General features: G+C 66.7%; 12 protein-coding genes. 8 read left to right on the plus strand and 4 right to left on the minus strand.

What is annotated here, in order from left to right; genetic code table 11:
- Window positions 1–37: 37 nt before the first annotated feature.
- The gene (gene ctaD / locus BM249_RS01110; protein ID WP_091968041.1) at window positions 38–1,666 is read right to left on the minus strand and encodes a cytochrome c oxidase subunit I; all 1,629 of its coding nucleotides are present in this window, start codon (window positions 1,664–1,666) and stop codon (window positions 38–40) included.
- 77 nt (window positions 1,667–1,743) lie between these two features.
- Window positions 1,744–2,586 (minus strand): cytochrome c oxidase subunit II, encoded by an 843-nt coding sequence (gene coxB / locus BM249_RS01115; RefSeq protein ID WP_091968043.1) that lies wholly within the window; start codon window positions 2,584–2,586, stop codon window positions 1,744–1,746.
- 288 nt (window positions 2,587–2,874) lie between these two features.
- On the opposite strand from coxB, the gene BM249_RS01120 reads away from it, so the two are divergent.
- The 6 genes from BM249_RS01120 to BM249_RS01145 all read left to right on the plus strand — a co-directional run bounded on the left by BM249_RS01120 (window position 2,875) and on the right by BM249_RS01145 (window position 10,001).
- On the plus strand, window positions 2,875–3,783 hold the full coding sequence (locus BM249_RS01120) for a LysR family transcriptional regulator (protein WP_091968046.1): 909 nt from the start codon (window positions 2,875–2,877) through the stop codon (window positions 3,781–3,783).
- Between the two features lie 151 nt (window positions 3,784–3,934).
- Window positions 3,935–4,408, plus strand: a complete 474-nt coding sequence (locus BM249_RS01125; RefSeq protein ID WP_091968049.1) for a formate dehydrogenase subunit gamma — start codon at window positions 3,935–3,937, stop codon at window positions 4,406–4,408.
- Window positions 4,405–5,964: a formate dehydrogenase beta subunit gene (locus BM249_RS01130; RefSeq protein ID WP_091968052.1), complete on the plus strand. Its 1,560-nt coding sequence runs from the start codon at window positions 4,405–4,407 to the stop codon at window positions 5,962–5,964. Before BM249_RS01125 ends, BM249_RS01130 begins: the two co-directional genes overlap by 4 nt.
- 13 nt (window positions 5,965–5,977) lie before the next feature.
- Window positions 5,978–8,839 carry a formate dehydrogenase subunit alpha gene (gene fdhF, locus BM249_RS01135; protein WP_091968055.1) on the plus strand — a complete coding sequence of 954 codons (2,862 nt, stop codon included), beginning with the start codon at window positions 5,978–5,980 and terminating at the stop codon, window positions 8,837–8,839.
- Entirely contained in the window at window positions 8,826–9,677 is an 852-nt protein-coding gene (gene fdhD, locus BM249_RS01140; RefSeq protein ID WP_091968058.1) for a formate dehydrogenase accessory sulfurtransferase FdhD, read from the plus strand. The genes fdhF and fdhD overlap by 14 nt, the downstream gene beginning before the upstream one ends.
- Before the next feature lie 30 nt (window positions 9,678–9,707).
- Window positions 9,708–10,001 carry a formate dehydrogenase subunit delta gene (locus BM249_RS01145; protein WP_091968061.1) on the plus strand — a complete coding sequence of 98 codons (294 nt, stop codon included), beginning with the start codon at window positions 9,708–9,710 and terminating at the stop codon, window positions 9,999–10,001.
- A gap of 7 nt (window positions 10,002–10,008) precedes the next feature.
- On the opposite strand, the gene BM249_RS01150 is transcribed toward BM249_RS01145, so the two are convergent.
- Window positions 10,009–10,746 carry a hypothetical protein gene (locus BM249_RS01150; protein WP_244528516.1) on the minus strand — a complete coding sequence of 246 codons (738 nt, stop codon included), beginning with the start codon at window positions 10,744–10,746 and terminating at the stop codon, window positions 10,009–10,011.
- A gap of 730 nt (window positions 10,747–11,476) precedes the next feature.
- Between BM249_RS01150 and gltB the strand changes: the two genes are divergently transcribed.
- Both gltB and BM249_RS01160 read left to right on the plus strand, forming a co-directional pair.
- Complete coding sequence (gene gltB, locus BM249_RS01155) at window positions 11,477–16,192, plus strand: glutamate synthase large subunit (RefSeq protein ID WP_091968067.1); 4,716 nt, start codon at window positions 11,477–11,479, stop codon at window positions 16,190–16,192.
- Between the two features lie 254 nt (window positions 16,193–16,446).
- Window positions 16,447–17,877, plus strand: coding sequence for a glutamate synthase subunit beta (locus tag BM249_RS01160; protein WP_091968069.1), 1,431 nt, complete (start codon window positions 16,447–16,449; stop codon window positions 17,875–17,877).
- 33 nt (window positions 17,878–17,910) lie between these two features.
- On the opposite strand, the gene BM249_RS01165 is transcribed toward BM249_RS01160, so the two are convergent.
- Window positions 17,911–19,263 carry an SGNH/GDSL hydrolase family protein gene (locus tag BM249_RS01165; protein ID WP_091968072.1) on the minus strand — a complete coding sequence of 451 codons (1,353 nt, stop codon included), beginning with the start codon at window positions 19,261–19,263 and terminating at the stop codon, window positions 17,911–17,913.
- Window positions 19,264–19,588 lie beyond the last annotated feature (325 nt).

The raw sequence follows: 19,588 nt of genomic DNA on the forward strand, positions 1-19,588 counted from the left end.
TCGCGCAGTCCCCGCAATCCTGAAAGCGAGTGCTCTCTTAGTGGTGGCCCGGCTCGTCGACGATGCGGGGCAGGGTCTCGAACTGGTGGAAGGGCGGGGGCGAGGACAGGGTCCACTCGAGGGTCGTCGCACCCTCACCCCACGGGTTGGCGGCGGCGCGCTTGCTGGAACGGAGCGCCAGCACAACGCCGATGAAGAACACCACCATCCCGAGTGCGAAGATGTGGCCGCCCCAGGTGGAGACCTTGTGCCAGCCGGCGAAGGCTTCCGGATAGTCGGCGTAGCGACGCGGCATGCCGGCGAGGCCGAGGAAGTGCATCGGGAAGAACAGGATGTTCGCGCCGATGAAGGCAAGCCAGAAGTGCAGCTTGCCGGCCCATTCGGGGATGATGTGGCCGGTCATCTTCGGGAACCAGTAGTAGATACCGGCGAAGATGATGAACACGGCGCCCAGCGAGAGCACGTAGTGGAAGTGGGCCACCACGTAGTAGGTGTCGTGCAGGTACTTATCGACGGCCGAGTTCGCCAGCACCACGCCGGTCACGCCGCCGACGGTGAACAGGAAGATGAAGCCGACGGCCCAATGCATGGCGGCGGTGAAGCGGATCGAGCCACCCCACATCGTCGCGATCCACGAGAAGATCTTCACGCCGGTGGGCACCGCGATCACCATGGTGGCGAACACGAAGTAGGACTGCGTCTGGAGCGAGAGGCCGACGGTGTACATGTGGTGGGCCCACACGACGAAGCCGACGACACCGATCGCCACCATGGCGTACGCCATGGCGAGGTAGCCGAACACCGGCTTGCGCGAGAAGGTCGAAATGATGTGCGAGACGATGCCGAAGGCCGGCAGGATCATGATGTACACTTCGGGGTGACCGAAGAACCAGAACAGGTGCTGGTAGAGCACCGGATCACCACCGCCGGCCGGATCGAAGAAGGTCGTGCCGAAGTTGCGGTCGGTGAGCAGCATGGTGATCGCGCCGGCGAGAACCGGAAGCGAGAGGAGCAGCAGGAAGGCCGTCACCAGCATCGACCAGGCGAACAGCGGCATCTTGTGCAGGGTCATGCCCGGCGCGCGCATGTTCAGGATCGTGGTGATGAAGTTGATGGCGCCGAGGATCGAGCCGGCGCCCGAGAGGTGGAGCGCGAAGATCGCGAAATCAACGGCCGGGCCGGGATGGCCGGAGGTCGAGAGCGGCGGATAGACCGTCCAGCCGGTGCCGGCGCCGCTGGCGCCGGGAGCGCCTTCGACGAACAGCGAGCAGACGAGGCTCAGGAAGCCCACGACCGTCAGCCAGAACGAGATGTTGTTCATGCGCGGGAACGCCATGTCGGGCGCGCCGATCATGAGGGGCACGAACCAGTTCCCGAAGCCGCCGATGAGGGCGGGCATCACCATGAAGAACACCATGATGAGGCCATGGCCGGTCACGAACACGTTGTAGGTGCCGGGGCTGGAGAAGTACTGCAGGCCGGGCTCCTCCATCTCCATGCGGATGCCGAAGGAGAGGAACGCGCCGATGATGCCCGCGCAGAAGGCGAACAGCAGGTAGAGGGTGCCGATGTCCTTGTGGTTGGTGGACAGGAACCAGCGGGAGAAGAATGGGGGCTTGTGATCGTGGGCGTCGTGATGCCCCGAATGTGCTGCGGCGTTAGCCATGGATAGACCTCAGTCCAGGTTTCTCTTTGAATCTCTTGCGTGAAGCCGGAGCGGGCGTACCCGGTCCGGCCGGGCCTTCAGCGGGCCGCAGCGAACTTCGAGGTGTCGGCGTCGATCCGGGCGAACTTCGTCTTACCCTCGGCGAGCCACTTGGCGTACGCCTCCTCGCTCACGACCTGGACGGTGATCGGCATGTAGGCGTGACGGGCGCCGCAGAGCTCCGAGCACTGGCCGTGATAGGTGCCCTCGCGGTCGGCCTTGAACCAGAACTGGTTCAGGCGGCCCGGAACGGCGTCGATCTTGAAGCCGAAGGACGGGATCGCCCAGGAATGCATGACGTCGGCGGCGGTGACCTGGATCTTTACGATCTTGTTCACGGGCACGACCATGTCGTTGTCGGTGCCCAGGAGCTTGGGCTGCTTGTCCTCGTCGAGGTTGGCGTCGAACGTGAAGCCGCCGCCCTGCTCGACGGCAGGATACTCGTAGGACCAGTACCAAGCGTGACCGATCACCTTCACGAGCACGTCGGCCTTCGGGTCCGACAGCTGCGTGCGCAGCAGGCGGAACGAGGGAATTGCGACGGCGACGAGGATGAGAACCGGAACGATGGTCCAGGCCACTTCGATGAGCGTGTTGTGCGTGGTCTTCGAGGGCGTCGGGTTCGCCTTCTCGCTGAAACGGTAGATGCAGTAGAGCAGCAACCCGAGCACGAAGACCGAGATGCCGAACGACAGCCAGTGCATGCCGTGTTCGAACGTCAGGATGTCCCGCGCGTTCTCGGTGACGGGCACCTGACGGCCCATCTGCCAGGGCTCGGGTTGGCCGATGCCCGCCGCCAGGGCGGAGGACGACGAAACGAGGACGGCGCCAAGCGCGGCAAGCCCCCATGTTGACCGGTGTTGCGCTTGCGTCGTCCGCATCTGCCTCTCTCGGCTCCCCATGACGTGATCGATTGTCCCCGCGCCTCTTGCGATATTTAGATCAAAGCGCAAGTGCATTCTGCGGGTGTTGCGGCATGCCACGGAGTTTCCCACCCTGGATGCCGATGGGCGTGACAGAACACATGGACCGTGGTCATGCAACCGCAACAGCGTCGCATCGGGGCCACTTCCGCACGTTATGCAAGGGGTGACGGCGCGATTTTTCCCGGGTGATGGCAGGGTGCGCCAAGCCTCGCGACCGGGTGGATTAAAAGGACGGGCCGGGCCGTGATCGAACGTCTCGAATTCATCCTCGCCCTGGCGCGGGAGCGCCATTTCGGCCGGGCGGCGCAAGTCTGTCACGTGTCGCAGCAGACCTTGTCGGCCGGCGTCAAGCAATTGGAAGAGCGCCTCGGTGTCATGCTGGTGCAGCGCGGCTCGCGTTTCCAAGGCTTCACCCCCGAGGGCGAGCGCGTCCTCGAATGGGCACGCCGGATCGTCGCCGATGCCCGGGCCATGCGGGACGAGGTGGCGAGCCTGCGTCGCGGCCTCGCCGGCACCCTTCGCCTGGCTGCGATCCCGACCGCGACTCCCATCGTGGCGGCCCTGACGACGCCGTTCCGAACGCGGCATCCCGAGGTCCGGTTCTCCGTTCAGTCCACGACGTCGGGCGAGATCGGGCGTCTCATCGCCGACCTCGAGATCGATGCCGGCATCACCTATCTCGAGAACGAGCCCCTCGGGCGCCTCACCGCCGTGCCACTCTATCGCGAGCGCTACCGGTTGCTGACCGCCGTGGACGGTGTCTTCGGCGCCCGTGAAACCGTGACCTGGGAGGAGGTGGCGCGCATTCCCCTGTGTCTCCTCACGCCCGACATGCAGAATCGCCGGATCATCGATAGGCATCTGACGAGTGTCGGACGTTCGTCGCCGCCGCTCCTCGAATCGAACTCGATGATCGTGCTGCTGACCCATGTCCGCACGGCGAAATGGGCGAGCATCATGCCGGCGGTCCTCGCCGACAGCTTCCGACTCAGTGATCGGGTGCGGGCGGTGCCCATCGTGGAGCCCGATGTCAGCCACCTCATCGGCCTCGTCGTTCCCGAGCGGGAGCCGATGACGCCCTTGTGCGCCGCACTCATCGTCGAGGCCCGCGCTTCAGCCGCTGGAATCGCGCAGGATATTGCCATCCTCTGACCTTCCTCTGACCTTTCGGTCGCTACAGATTTTTGCGTCGCACAATCGAGTTACGACAAAAATTCGTTGTCGTTCAACGGAAAGGCACGGTTGATTCCCCTTCGGCGATATACCACCTTGGAACGAGAACAAGACCAATCCGGGTGGAACAATGCTGCCGAACGAGCCCTGGAGCGAGCCCCGCGCCGCCGGGATCATCGCCGAACATCTGCATCTGGAGGGGGCGACCCTTCCGATCCTGCACGCGCTCCAAGAGACGTTCGGCTACGTCGATGAGGGCGCCGTGCCGCTCATCGCCGACGCCCTGAACCTGTCCCGTGCCGAGGTTCACGGCTGCATCACGTTCTATCATGACTTCCGTCGTGCCCCGGCGGGCCGGCATCAGGTGAAGCTGTGCCGGGCCGAGGCTTGCCAGGCCATGGGCTCCGACAAGCTCCACGCCGATATCCTCGCCCGCCTCGGGATCGACTGGCACGGCACCACGCCGGACGGGAAGGTCACCGTCGAGCCGGTCTACTGCCTCGGCCTGTGCGCCAACGGTCCGGGCGCCCTCGTCGACGACGAGCCCCTGGCGCGGCTCACCGCCGACTCCCTCGAATCGGCCCTCGCCGAGGTGAAGTCATGAGCATCACCCTCTACGTTCCCCGCGACGCCGTCGCCCTCGGGCTCGGCGCCAACCGCGTCGCCCGCGCCCTGTTCGCCGGCGCCGAGCGCCGCGGCCTCGACGTCACCATCGTGCGCACGGGTTCGCGCGGCCTGTTGTGGCTGGAGCCCATGGTCGAGGTCGGCACCCCCGAGGGGCGCGTCGCCTACGGTCCCGTCACCCCCGCTGATGTCGATGCCCTTCTCGATGCCGATCTGGTGACAGGCGGCGAACATCTGCTTCGTCTCGGGGACCCCGAGAAGATCCCCTATCTCGCCCGTCAGCATCGCCTGACATTCCAGCGCTGCGGCGTCGTCGATCCCGTCTCCGTCGCGGATTACCGGGCGCATGGCGGCTACAAGGGGCTCGAAGCCGCCCTCAAGCTCGATGCCGCCGGCATCGTCGCCGCCGTGCGGGAGTCGGGCCTGCGCGGACGCGGCGGCGCCGGCTTCCCGGCCGGCATCAAGTGGAACACGGTGATGCTGGCGGAAGCGCCGCAGAAATACGTGGTCTGCAACGCCGACGAGGGCGATTCCGGCACCTTCGCCGACCGCATGATGATGGAGGGCGATCCCTTCAACCTCATCGAGGGCATGACCATCGCGGGCATCGCGACGGGCGCGACGCGGGGCTACATCTATCTCCGCTCCGAATACCCGCAGGCGTTCGCGACCCTGAAGGAGGCCATCGCCAACGGCATCAAGGCCGGGGTGCTCGGGGACAACGTTCTGGGCTCGGGCAAGGCTTTCCACCTCGAGGTCCGGTTGGGCGCCGGCGCCTACATTTGCGGCGAGGAAACCTCCTTGCTGGAGAGCCTGGAAGGCCGTCGCGGCATCGTCCGCGCCAAGCCGCCGATCCCGGCCCTCAAGGGGTTTCTCGGCCAGCCGACCCTCGTCAACAACGTCATGACCTTCACGGCCGTGCCGTACATCCTCGAGAACGGCGCCAAGGCCTATGCCGAGTACGGCATGGGGCGCTCCCTCGGCACCCTGGCGATCCAGCTCGCCGGAAACATCAAGCACGGCGGCCTGATCGAGTACGCCTTCGGCATCACGCTCCGCGAGATCATCGAGGATTTCGGCGGCGGCACGCAGAGTGGGCGGCCGGTGCGGGCGGTTCAGGTCGGCGGCCCCCTCGGCGCCTACTTCCCCGATCACCTCCTCGACACGCCCCTCGATTACGAGGCGATGGCGGCCCAGAAGGGCCTCGTCGGCCACGGCGGCATCGTGGTGTTCGACGACACGGTGGATATGGCAAAGCAAGCCCGCTTCGCCTTCGAGTTCTGCGCCGTGGAATCCTGCGGCAAATGCACCCCATGCCGCATCGGCGCGACGCGCGGCGTCGAGACCATGGACAAGGTCATCGCCGGCACCGACGCGGAGGCGAATCTCGCGGTGATCGCCGATCTTTGCGACGTCATGACCGACGGGTCGCTCTGCGCCATGGGCGGGCTCACGCCGATGCCCGTCATGAGCGCGATCACCCACTTCCCCGAGGATTTCACGCGCGGCGGACAGATGTCCGTTGCCGCCGAGTAAGGAGGCGCGACCCATGGCCCTCATCAAAGAGATCGATTACGGCACCCCGATCCGGGTGTCCGAGCAGACCGTCACCCTCACCATCGACGGCATGAGCGTCACCGTGCCGGCCGGGACCTCGGTCATGGCCGCCGCCATGCACGTGGGCACGCAGATCCCGAAGCTGTGCGCGACGGATTCGCTCGAAGCCTTCGGCTCCTGCCGCCTCTGTCTCGTGGAGATCGAGGGCCGTCGCGGCACCCCGGCCTCCTGCACCACGCCGGCCGAGAACGGCATGGTGGTCTCGACCCAGACGGACAAGCTCGCCAAGCTCCGCAAGGGCGTGATGGAACTCTACATCTCCGATCACCCCCTCGACTGCCTCACCTGCGCGGCCAACGGCGACTGCGAGTTGCAGGACATGGCCGGCGCCGTGGGCCTGCGCGAGGTGCGTTACGGTTATGACGGGGCCAACCACGTCAAGCCGACCTCCGAGCAGTACCTGCCGAAGGACACGTCGAACCCGTACTTCACCTACGATCCGTCGAAGTGCATCGTCTGCAACCGCTGCGTCCGCGCCTGTGAGGAGGTGCAGGGCACGTTCGCCCTGACCATCGAGGGGCGTGGCTTCGACAGCCGCGTCGCCGCCGGCCCGACGAATTTCATGGAATCCGAGTGCGTTTCCTGCGGCGCCTGCGTTCAGGCCTGTCCGACGGCGACGCTCCAGGAGAAGTCGATCATCGAGCACGGCCAGCCCGAACATTCCGAGATCACCACCTGCGCCTATTGCGGTGTCGGCTGCTCGTTCAAGGCCGAAATGCAGGGCACCCGCGTGGTGCGGATGGTCCCCTACAAGGGCGGCAAGGCCAATGAGGGCCATAGCTGCGTGAAGGGTCGCTTCGCCTACGGCTACGCCACCCACAAGGACCGCATCACCAAGCCGATGATCCGTGAGAAGATCACGGATCCCTGGCAGGAGGTGTCGTGGGAGGTCGCCATCGAACGCGCGGCTTCCGAGTTCAAACGCATCCAGGCGAAGTACGGCAAGGATTCGGTCGGCGGCATCACCTCGTCGCGCTGCACCAACGAGGAAGCCTACCTCGTCCAGAAGCTCGTGCGCGCCGCCTTCGGCAACAACAACGTCGACACCTGCGCCCGCGTCTGCCACTCGCCCACGGGCTACGGCCTGATGTCGACGCTCGGCACCTCGGCCGGCACCCAGGACTTCGCGTCCGTGGCCCATTCCGACGTGATCCTCGTCATCGGCGCCAACCCGACGGACGGTCACCCGGTCTTCGGTTCGCGTATGAAGAAGCGCCTCCGGGAAGGTGCGAAACTGATCGTTGCGGACCCGAGAAAAATCGACCTCGTGAAGTCGCCCCACATCAAGGCCGATTTCCACCTGCCCCTGAAGCCCGGCTCCAACGTCGCCTTCATCAACTCCATGGCGCATGTCATCGTTACGGAGGGGCTGATCGACGAGGCTTACGTCCGCGAGCGCTGCGACCTCGCCGACTTTGAGGCCTGGGCCCGGTTCGTCGCCGACGAGCGCCATTCGCCCGAAGCCCAGGAGCAGTTCACCGGGATCGATCCGATCCAGCTGCGCGGGGCCGCGCGCCTCTACGCCAAGGGCGGCGCCGCCGGCATCTATTACGGCCTCGGCGTCACTGAGCACAGCCAGGGCTCGACCATGGTCATGGGCATGGCCAACCTCGCCATGGCGACGGGCAACATCGGCATGTTGGGCGCCGGCGTGAATCCCCTGCGCGGCCAAAACAACGTCCAGGGTTCGTGCGACATGGGCTCGTTCCCGCACGAGCTGCCGGGCTATCGCCACGTCTCGGACGACGCCACCCGCGAGACCTTCGAATCCCTGTGGGGCGTCGCCCTCGACAAGGATCCGGGCCTGCGCATCACCAACATGCTCGACGAGGCCGTCGATGGCGCCTTCAAGGGCATGTACATCCAGGGTGAGGACATCGCCCAGTCCGATCCCGACACGCACCACGTCACCGCCGGTCTCATGGCGATGGAGTGCATCGTCATTCAGGATATCTTCCTTAACGAGACGGCGAAGTACGCCCACGTCTTCCTCCCGGGCGCGTCGTTCCTCGAAAAGGACGGGACCTTCACCAATGCCGAGCGTCGCATCTCCCGCGTGCGCAAGGTGATGCCGCCCCTGTCGGGCGTCGGTGACTGGGAGGGCACGATGCTGCTCTCCAATGCCCTCGGCTACCCGATGAATTACACCCACCCGTCCGAGATCATGGACGAGATCGCGGCGTTGACCCCGAGCTTCAAGGGCGTGAGCTTCGCCAAGCTCAATGAACTCGGCTCGATCCAGTGGCCGTGCAACGACGCCGCCCCGCGCGGGACGCCGATGATGCACGTCGACCGCTTCGTGCGGGGGCTGGGCAAGTTCATGATCACTGAATACGTCCCGACGGAGGAGCGTACGGGACCGCGCTTCCCCCTCATCCTCACCACGGGACGCATTCTGTCGCAGTACAATGTCGGCGCGCAGACCCGCCGCACGGAGAACTCGCGCTGGCACGAGGAGGACGTGCTGGAGATCCACCCCTTCGATGCCGAGGTTCGCGGCATCGTCGACGGCGATCTCGTGGCCCTTGAGAGCCGTTCCGGTGATATCGCCCTCAAGGCAGTGGTCTCCGAGCGGATGCAGCCCGGTGTGGTCTACACCACGTTCCACCACGCCAAGACCGGCGCCAACGTCATCACCACCGACTATTCGGACTGGGCGACCAACTGCCCCGAATACAAGGTGACGGCGGTGCAGGTTCGGCGCACCAACCGGCCGTCCGATTGGCAGGCGAAATTCTACGAGGAGGATTTCTCCCTGACCCGGATCGCGACGCAGTTGAATGCCGCCGAATAGCCACGGCACAGGAGAGGCGGACGCGTCGGTCGAAACGGCCCGGCGCGTCCCGACCCTCGTGGTCGCGTATGACGACGCGGTGGCACGCGCCGATACGCGCGACCTCGCCGTCGAGATGCCGGTCAACCTCGTCTATGGCAGCGTGCCCTATGCGGTCATGATGACCACGCCGGCCGACCTCGTGGATTTCGCCTACGGGTTCAGCCTGACGGAGGGGATCGTCGCCGAGGCCGAAGAGATTCGGGGCGTGACGGTGGAAGACGGCGAGGGCGGCTTACGCCTCCTCGTCGATCTCGCGCCGGGCCGCCTGCGTGAGCACCTTGCCCGGAAGCGTGCCATTTCGGGACGGACCGGGTGCGGTGTCTGCGGCATCGACGATCTCTCCGCCCTGCCCATGGCGGAGACCAAGGCCGCCGCCTCGGTGGTCGTCGAAATCGCCGCCGTGGAACGGGCTCTTGCGGCCCTCGGCGACGCCCAGGTGCTCAACCGGCAGACCCGCGCGGTTCACGCTGCCGCTTGGGCCGATCTCGATGGGACCCTGGTCGCCGTGCGGGAGGATGTCGGGCGCCACAACGGCCTCGACAAGCTCATCGGTGCCCTGATGCGGGACCGCATCGATCCGGCCACCGGCTTCGTTGTCATCACGAGCCGCTGCTCGTTCGAGATGATCGAGAAGGCCGCCAGCCTCGGCGCGTCCGTGGTGGTGGCGATTTCGGCGCCGACCTCTCTGGCCATCGACCGGGCCCGACGGCACGGCATCACCCTCTGCGCCATCGCTCGATCCGACACCCTCACGGTCTTTACCGGCCGTGAGCGCCTGATCCTCGCCACCCCCTGAAACGCAATTTTTCTTGACGCGAGCGTCCCCATGAGCGCCCTGACCTCCGACCAGAAACTTGTTCGCATGGCGAACCAGATCGCCTCCTTCTTCCGCTCCTATCCGGACGAAGAGGCCGTGGCCGGCATTCACAAGCACATCGTCGCGTTCTGGACGCCGAAGATGCGCCATGCCCTGGAGAATTTCGGCCCGACGGAGGGGAGCGGCCTCGATCCCCTAGCGTTGAAAGCCATCACCGAAGAGCCGCCGCAATCCAACAGCCCGGTCCGTGCCGCGACCCACGATCCCGCCCTTCAGGGCGCCGGGGCCAGCGACGCCGGCTGAACCGGCATCAATCCTTGGCGGTCTCGGTGGCGCCCGGAACCATTGTGGCGCCGCCGATCACCCGAACCGGCTTCTTTCCTTCGGCCGGGGGATCTTTCCAATCCTTGGCGGCCTTCGTCGTGCTCGACGGTGTCGCGGCGGGCGTGGATGCGGTGACGTTCGTCGCCGGGGTGACAGGCTTCGGTGTATCCCCGATGGCTGGCGACGCCTCACTGGCTGACGGCGCCGGGGGCGTCTCGGACAGTTTAGGGGCGGGCGCACTCGCACGCGGCAGGCTTGGCTTCGGCGTGCCGGGCAGGCGAGCCGTTTTCACCGGCGCTTCGGGACGTATCTTCGGGTCGGGATTCTTCGCGTCGGGATTCAGACCCATCGGATTGCGGTCCGGCGTGCCGGGCCGGGCCGAGGGCGCGACGTCCGGTAAGGTGCGGCGTAGGGCCGGTGCGTTACGGTCGACGGGCGGCAGGATTCGCTCGGCCTCGCGAATCGGGCGACGCGGCGCTGCATCCTCTTCCGTCCATCCGTATCCGGGGGCCGAGCGCGGCGCTCCGATGGGGGCGGCGATCAGGGGCGGGCCGACACGCTGGCGTCTCAGAATGGCGCCGTCATAGGCATCGACGAAGACACGAACCCGTTCGCCGTAGGGATCGTCGGCATCGACCACGTAGGTGCGGCCATCGAATCGCGGTCGGGACACGGCGGTGAAGCCGCGGTCGGCCAGCCGCCAAACCACGGCGCGGGGGGGCATCGCGCCGTCAGGGTCGTCGAACTCCTGAGCCGCCCCGATCCCGGAGCCGAGGACGAGAAACGCGAGACCGCATGCCAATGTCGCGCCTCGGAGACGGCGGGCTCGAATGTCGCCGCGCGCGTTCATCAAACCTCGCATGGCCCCTCGTTCAATGTCTTCGAAACCGGAGGCCCGCTGTTGGCGCGGGTCCTCCGGTGGATCTCCGCGAGGGCCTCGCCCCGCATGCCGCTTGTGTCCGGCAAGGGTTTGTTAAACCCCGGATTGGGGCGGGATTGCGGGGCGTTCGGGGCGGCTTTCTGTCATGCCGTCCGTGGATCGTTTTCGGCTGCGGCAACGAAACGTCCACGGAAACGTGCGCGCGCGCGGAAAATGCGGGGCACGATTGCGGTACGCCTCTTGCTGGAGCGTTTAAAATCTGTCACTTTCCATCGTTAGGACAGCAAGGCTGTCCCATTCCCGGGACGCTGGCTTCCCGGACGGCCAAGGATCTCCGCGGGTGACGTTTCCGGCGAACAAACGAGATTCCAAAGCGATCACCCGTGGGGTGATTTGGGCCCGCACGGCTTGAGTTCAAGCCGGCGTCGCGCCCGCGGGTCACGGGCGCTTCCTCACCGAAGTCCCCTCACGACGAAGACCCGCCGAGAGCCGACGCTGGCGAGTGATGCACCCGGGCGCCGTTTGGCGCTTGGGCACGAAACATGCTCGCGAGCGAGCACGTCGGAGGCGAGGGATGGAAAGCGTGGTCGCATCTGCTGAGTTCGGGGCGCTTCAGGCGTCGGTTCCCGCCACCCGCGACGGCGGTGCGCCGCTGATCGTGCGTGATGGAGCCCTGCCGAAGGCGCAGGGGTTGTACGATCCGGCCCGCGAGGGCGATGCCTGCGGCGTCGGCTTCGTCGCCGACATGCACGACCGGCGGACCCATGCCATCGTCGCCCAGGGTCTCGAGATCCTGAAGAACCTCGACCATCGCGGCGCCGTCGGTGCCGATCCGAAGATGGGCGACGGCTGCGGCATCCTCACCCAGATCCCGCACGCCTTCTTCAAGGCGGAGTGTGAGGGCCTCGGCATCACCCTGCCGGAGCCCGGCCATTACGGGGTCGGCCAGTTCTTCCTGCCGAAGGACGCCGAGGTCCGTCGACTCATCGAAGAAATCGTCGAGAAGGCGCTCTTCGAGGAGGGGCTGCCCCTGCTCGGCTGGCGCGACGTGCCCGTCGACCCGAGCGACCTCGGCGTCATGGTCAAGGAGACCGAGCCGCATCACCGGCAGGTGTTCATCGGCCGCCCGGCCGCCATCCCCGACGAGGATGCGTTCGAGCGCCGCCTGTTCATCGCCCGCAAGGTGATCTCCAACAAGGTCTACGGTCTGAAGGACCCGCGCGCCGACATCTACTACCCCGTCTCACTGTCGACCCGGACCATCGTCTACAAGGGCATGGTGCTGGTCACCCAGCTCGGCGACTATTACCGCGACCTGCAGGACGAGCGTTACGTCTCGGGTCTCGCCCTCGTGCACCAGCGTTTCGCCACCAACACCTTCCCGACCTGGCGCCTGTCGCACCCCTACCGGATGGTCGCGCATAACGGCGAGATCAACACCCTGCGGGGCAACGTGAACTGGATGGCGGCACGCCAAGCCAGCGTCGATTCCGAGCTGTTCGGCAACGACATCTCGAAGCTGTGGCCGATCTCGTACGAAGGTCAGTCCGACACGGCGTGCTTCGACAACGCCCTCGAATTCCTCGTGCAGGGCGGCTACTCCCTCGCCCACGCCATGATGATGCTGATCCCCGAGGCGTGGGCGGGCAACCCGCTCATGAACGAGGAGCGTCGCGCCTTCTACGAGTACCACGCCGCCCTGATGGAGCCGTGGGACGGCCCGGCCGCCGTGTGCTTCACCGATGGACGCCAGATCGGCGCGACGCTCGACCGCAACGGCCTGCGTCCGGCCCGCTACCTCGTCACCGATGATGGCCTCGTGGTGCTCGCCTCCGAGATGGGCGTGCTGCCGATCCCCGACGAGAAGATCGTCGAGTCCTGGCGCCTGCAGCCGGGCCGCATGCTGCTCATCGACCTGGAGAAGGGCCGCATCGTCTCCGACGAGGAGATCAAGAGCGAGCTCGCCGCCGCCCATCCCTATGCCGAGTGGGTGAAGAACACCCAGATCGTGCTGGAGGACCTGAAGCCCGTCATCCCCCGCGCCTCGCGCTCGGACGTGTCGCTCCTCGATCGCCAGCAGGCCTTCGGCTACAGCCAGGAAGACCTCAAGCTCCTCATGGCTCCCATGGCCGTGACGGGCCAGGAGGCGGTCGGCTCCATGGGCACCGATACGCCCCTCTCGGCGCTCTCGGACAAGCCGAAGTCGCTCTATTCCTACTTCAAGCAGAACTTCGCGCAGGTCACGAACCCGCCCATCGACCCGATCCGCGAGGAGGCCGTCATGAGCCTCGTCTCGTTCATCGGGCCGCGCCCGAACCTCCTGGACATGGAGGGTGCGTCGCGCCGCAAGCGCCTCGAGGTGCGTCAGCCGATTCTCACCAACGGCGACCTCGAGAAGATCCGCTCGATCTCGCATTTCGAGGACCGTTTCGACACCCGCACCCTCGACATCACCTTCCCGGCCGAGACCGGAGCGGCCGCCATGGAGGGAGCCGTCGACCGGTTGTGCGACCGGGCCGAGGTCGCCGTGCGCGGCGGCTACAACATCATCATCCTGTCGGATCGCGGCGTCGGCCCGGATCGCATCGCGATCCCGGCCCTCCTCGCCACGGCCGCCGTGCACAATTACCTGATCCGCAAGGGCCTGCGCACGTCCGTCGGTCTCGTGGTGGAATCGGGCGAGCCGCGCGAGGTCCATCACTTCGCGTGTCTGGCCGGCTACGGCGCCGAGGCGATCAATCCGTATCTCGCCTTCGAGACGCTGATCGCCATGAAGGACGAGTTCCCGCCGGACCTGACGCCGGACGAGATCGTCTACCGCTACATCAAGTCCATCGATAAGGGCCTGCTGAAGGTCATGTCCAAGATGGGCATCTCGACCTATCAGTCCTATTGCGGCGCGCAGATCTTCGACGCCATCGGGCTGAATTCCGCCTTCGTGGCGCGGGACTTCTTCGGCACGGCCACCACCATCGAGGGCATCGGCATGGCCGAGGTCGCGGAGGAGACGGCGCGTCGGCACAAGGACGCGTTCGGCGACGCGCCGGTGTACCGCAACGCCCTCGATGTCGGCGGCGAGTACGCCTACCGCCTGCGCGGCGAGAGCCACACCTGGACGCCGGATTCCGTGGCGACGCTGCAGCACGCCGTGCGCCTCGGCCTGCCCGAGCGCTACCGCGAATACGCCCGCCTGGTGAACGAGCAGGAGAGCCACCTCAAGACCATCCGGGGCCTGTTCCGCATCAAGCAGGCGGCCGAACTCGGCCGCGCGCCCGTGGACATCGACGCCGTCGAGCCCGCCGCCGACATCGTCAAGCGCTTCGCCACGGGCGCCATGTCGTACGGCTCCATCTCGAAGGAGGCGCACGAGACGCTCGCCATCGCCGTGAACTCGTTCGGCGGTCGCTCGAACTCGGGCGAGGGCGGCGAGGAGGTCGAGCGCTTCAAGCCCATGGCCGACGGGCGTTCGCGCCGCTCGGCCATCAAGCAGGTGGCGTCGGGCCGTTTCGGCGTGACGACGGAATATCTCGTCAATTCCGACATGATGCAGATCAAGGTCTCGCAGGGCGCCAAGCCCGGCGAGGGCGGCCAGCTGCCCGGCCACAAGGTCGATGCCAAGATCGCCAAGGTCCGCTACGCCACCCCGGGCGTCGGCCTGATCTCGCCGCCGCCGCATCACGACATCTACTCCATCGAGGATCTGGCCCAGCTCATCTTCGACCTGAAGAACGTGAATCCGCAGGCCGACGTTTCGGTGAAGCTCGTCTCGGAGGTCGGTGTCGGCACCGTGGCCACGGGCGTCGCCAAGGCTCGCGCCGACCACATCACCATCTCGGGCTTCGACGGCGGCACGGGGGCGGCGCCCCTCACCTCCATCAAGCACGCCGGTGGTCCGTGGGAGACGGGTCTCGCCGAGACCCAGCAGACCCTGGTGCTCAGCCACCTGCGCGGACGCGTGGTGCTGCAGGCCGATGGCGGCATCCGCACGGGCCGCGACGTCCTCGTCGCCGCCCTGCTGGGCGCCGACCAATTCGGCTTCTCGACCGCGCCGCTCATCGCGGCGGGCTGCATCATGATGCGCAAGTGCCACCTCAACACCTGCCCGGTGGGGGTGGCGACGCAGGACCCCGTGCTGCGCAAGCGCTTCAAGGGCACGCCCGAGCACGTGGTGAACTACTTCTTCTACGTGGCGGAGGAGCTGCGCGAGCTGATGGCGGCCATGGGCTTCACCAAGCTCGAAGACCTCATCGGTCGGGCCGATTACCTCGACACCCTCGAGGTCATCGCGCATTGGAAGGCCAAGGGACTCGACTTCTCGAAGCTGTTCCACCGCCCCGAGGTGCCGGAGCACGTGGCGATCCGGCATATGGAGAGCCAGAAGCATCCCATTGACGACGTGCTCGACCGGCGCCTCATCGCGGGAGCGCAGGCGGCCCTGGAGAGCGGCGAGGCCGTCGTCGTCGACGACGTGATCAAGAACTCGGACCGCACCGCCGGTGCCATGCTGTCGGGTGAAGTGGCCAAGCGCTACGGCCACGAGGGCCTGCCCGACGACACCATCCGGGTGAATCTTTCCGGCACCGCCGGCCAGAGCTTCGGCGCCTGGCTCGCGGCGGGCGTCACCGTGGTGCTCACGGGCCACGCCAACGATTACGTCGGCAAGGGACTGTCGGGCGGTAAGCTCATCATCCGCCCGTCCGACGCCCTCAAGGCGCCGGCCACGCACACGATCATGGCCGGCAACACCGTTCTGTACGGAGCCATCGCGGGTGAGTGCTACATCCGCGGTTCGGCCGGCGAGCGCTTCGCCGTCCGCAACTCCGGCGCCATCGCGGTGGTCGAAGGCATGGGCGACCATGGCTGCGAGTACATGACCGGCGGCGTCGTGGTGTCCATCGGCGAGACGGGCCGCAACTTCGCGGCCGGCATGTCCGGCGGCATCGCCTACGTGCTCGATGCGGACGGCTCCTTCGCCGCCCGCTGCAACCTCTCCATGGTCGATCTCGAACCCATCGAGGAGGAGGACGATATCATGCGTCGCTTCCACCAGGACGGCGACCTCGAGACCAAGGGGCGGGTCGACATCCTCGCCGATATGTCGGGACACGACGAAGAGCGCCTGAGCCAGCTCATCACCAATCACCTGAAGTACACGGGCTCCCCGCGTGCCAAGGCGATTCTCGACGATTGGGCCGGCTACCGCACCAAATTCGTGAAGGTGATGCCGGTGGAGTACCGCCGGGCCCTGCGCGAGATGGAACAGGCCCGGATGCCGGTGGCTGCGGAGTAAGACAAGGCGCGCCGGATCTTCGATCCGGCGCGCGGGACGACCCGAGGCAGATCGGAGTCGGATCGTCCTCGGACAGGAGCAGGCTCCCGCCGCACGCGGCGGTGTCCGGTGACGGGCCCGGGCTGCGAGCGGCCTGCGGGATCGTCGATGCTCGCGGTCGATGAATGGACTGAGGTCAGCGCGGGCGCGCTCGCGAAAAGAAAATTCGATCTCCGCTTCGCGTGGAGCGCTTGGGTCAAGTGGGGCTTTAGGTCATGGGCAAGGTTACGGGTTTTCTCGAATTCGACCGGCAGGAGCAGAAGTATCAGCTCGCCGCCGACCGCGTGCGGCACTTTCGCGAGTTCACGCTGCCCCTCGACGAACATGACCTGAAGAAGCAGGCGGCCCGCTGCATGGATTGCGGCATCCCGTTCTGCCACGGCGATACCGGCTGCCCGGTCCACAATCAGATCCCCGATTGGAACGAGCTGGTCTTCCAGTCGGACTGGGAAGAGGCGGCGCGCAATCTGCACTCCACCAACAACTTCCCGGAATTCACCGGCCGCGTCTGCCCGGCCCCCTGCGAGGAAGCCTGTACGCTCAATCTCGAGAACCAGCCGGTGGCGATCAAGACCATTGAGCAGGCCATCGCCGACCGGGCCTGGAACGCCGGCTGGGTGAAGCCCGAGCCGGCCTCGCACCGCACCGGCAAGAAGGTCGCCATCATCGGCTCCGGCCCGGCGGGCCTCGCCGCCGCGCAGCAGCTCGCCCGCGTCGGTCACGAGGTCCACGTGTTCGAGCGGGAGCCGAAGGCCGGCGGCCTGCTGCGCTACGGCATTCCCGATTTCAAGATGGAGAAGCGCCACATCGACCGGCGCGTGAAGCAGATGGAGGCCGAAGGCGTCCGCTTCCATTACGGCGTCAATGTCGGCGTGACGAAGCCGTTGGACGAACTCACGGCCGAGCACGACGCCGTGCTGTTCGCTGGTGGTGCCGAGGATCCGCGCAACCCGCAACTGCCTGGGCAGGATCTCGTTGGCGTGCATTACGCCATGCCGTTCCTCGTCCAGTCGAACCGTCGCGTCGGCGCCGAGCCGATGCCGGGCAACGGCGAACAGCCGATCCTCGCCACCGCCAAGAACGTTGTGGTCATCGGCGGCGGCGACACGGCCTCCGATTGCGTCGGCACCTCGTTCCGGCAGGGCGCTCTGTCGGTGACCCAGCTCGATATCCGTCCGCGTCCTCCGGAGCGCGAGGACAAGCTCTCGGTCTGGCCGTACTGGCCGACCAAGATGCGGACCTCGTCGAGTCAGGCCGAGGGCGCCGAGCGCGAGTTCCAGGCGGCGACCCTTCGGCTCGAGGGCAAGAAGGGGAAGGTCACCGGCGTCGTCTGCACCCGCGTCGACGAGAAGCGTCAACCGATCCCGGGCGGCGAATTCGTGCTGCCCGCCGACCTCGTGTTCCTGGCCATCGGGTTTGCCGGCTCCGTCCGCAAGGGCCTGCTGGAGGAATCCGGCGTCGCCATGGACAAGCGCGGCAACGTCACGGCCAACACCGTCGATTACCGGACATCCAACGAGAAGATCTACGCCGCCGGCGATATGCGCAGGGGTCAATCCCTCGTGGTCTGGGCGATCCGCGAGGGCCGGCAGGCGGCGCGGGCCATCGACGAGGCGCTCATGGGCGCCAGCGTCCTGCCGCGCTGAACGCAGCACAAAGGCCGGGGTCCGGCGATTCAATCAACCGGGCGGCCAACGGAAATCGTCGGCCCGGCCCGGTTGCGTGGTGGGTGCCGCCCCACGCAGGAGGGCGCGCTCCACGTTGCCAGATGGGTCGGCATCACGGGGGCGTCCGCTCACCAGGGTGCCGCCGGGTGTCATTTCGCCCCGGCTCAGGGGCACCACGGGACCTGCGGCTGGCTTGACCGGCAGGGCCGGAATGCCGGGCGGTTCGGGCAGGCTCGGCAGCATGGCGGTGATCTGCCGATCGATGGCGGCGGCATCGTCGAGGCGCGGCGCTTCACCTTCCGGGGGAGCCGTCGGCGCCGTCGCCACGGGGGCGGCGGGCGGCGCGCCCGTCCCCATGAGACGCTTGAGTTCGACATCGGCGAAATGCGCCAGCTTGCGGGCACCGGCTTTGGTGAAATGCACGCCGTCCCCGGCCCGCAGTTTCGCCTCCTGGCCTTCGAGGTCCGGCCCCGTGGCGGCGTAACGGTTGCGGTCGTCGACGAAGCCCGGCCAGATATCGACGTAGGTCTGGCCCGCCTTGGTGACGTACTTACGGGCGATATCGTTGATTTCGGCGAGATCCTTGGTCAGGCTTTCGCTGCGCATAGGCGGTACGCCGACCCAGACCAGCGGGATCGCGTGATCGGTGAAGACCTTGACCAAGGCTTCGACCCGCTCGCCGTAGAGCTGGCGCCAACGCTCGCTCAGGGGCTCGACGGTCTGGTCTCCGTCGCGGATGGGCTGGCGATCGTTGGCACCCACCATCACGAGGGCATAGGCGACCTTCGGGGTGGTCTTGAGGTAGTCTTCGACGGCTTTCGGCCAATCGACCAGATCCCTGCGCACGAGGCCGCTATCGGCGCGCGAGCGGTCGACCACACCGATCTCGGTGTTGTCCTCGAACACGTCGGACAGGCCGGTGCCCAGGGAGCCCGCGAGGGAGTCGCCAAACACGGCGATCCGAGTCCTCGGCTCGACCTTTGGAACGGCGGGCTTCGGCTGGGCGATGACGGGGGCCGGGTGTGGCTTGCGCCGCGCCGGACGCGGCTCATCGGCGTAGACCGGCGTCCGAGGACGGGGCGACAGCCGCCGCGACGGTGACGGCATCGGCTGGGCCTGTTGCGGGCGGTCCTCCCACGGCCAGTAGAACTGGCGGGGGGCCTCCTGCGGCGGCGGGGCATAGCGGCGATTGGCGGGGCGCCCGCCATAGGCATAGCCCCCGTCATCGCGATAATAGTCCCGCGACCGGCGCGAGGGCGCATCGTAGGAATCGCCCCATTGCGCCGCGGCGGGAGCCGCCGCGCCGAAGGCCAGAATGAGGCCGGTCAGGGCGGACCTAACCGCGCGCGAAGCCGGCACCGTCATGGAAAGCCTTTGCCTGATGCCGGACCGAGCCGGCGGTTGCCCGTATCTTAACCGAGGAACGTCCGGAGGTCTAAGCGTACGCGCCGCGGTCTCCGCCCGATAGGAGCATGCAGCGTAGGCCGGTGTCGCCCGGCGGTGTCGCCACGCGAAAATCTCAGATCGGTCGGGAACTTCTTTCGGGGATCGGACTTTCGAAGCCATCCCGTGCTCGCCCTCGACGGATCGCTCGCCATCGCAATTCGAATCAAACGCGTGAGACTTCGTCATTCCTTCAACCGATTCGATCTGAGAAAATCTGCTCAGATCGGAAAATTTCTCATTGCCT

The sequence above is a fragment of the Methylobacterium gossipiicola genome (assembly GCF_900113485.1).
GTDB classification, from domain to species: Bacteria; Pseudomonadota; Alphaproteobacteria; order Rhizobiales; family Beijerinckiaceae; genus Methylobacterium; species Methylobacterium gossipiicola.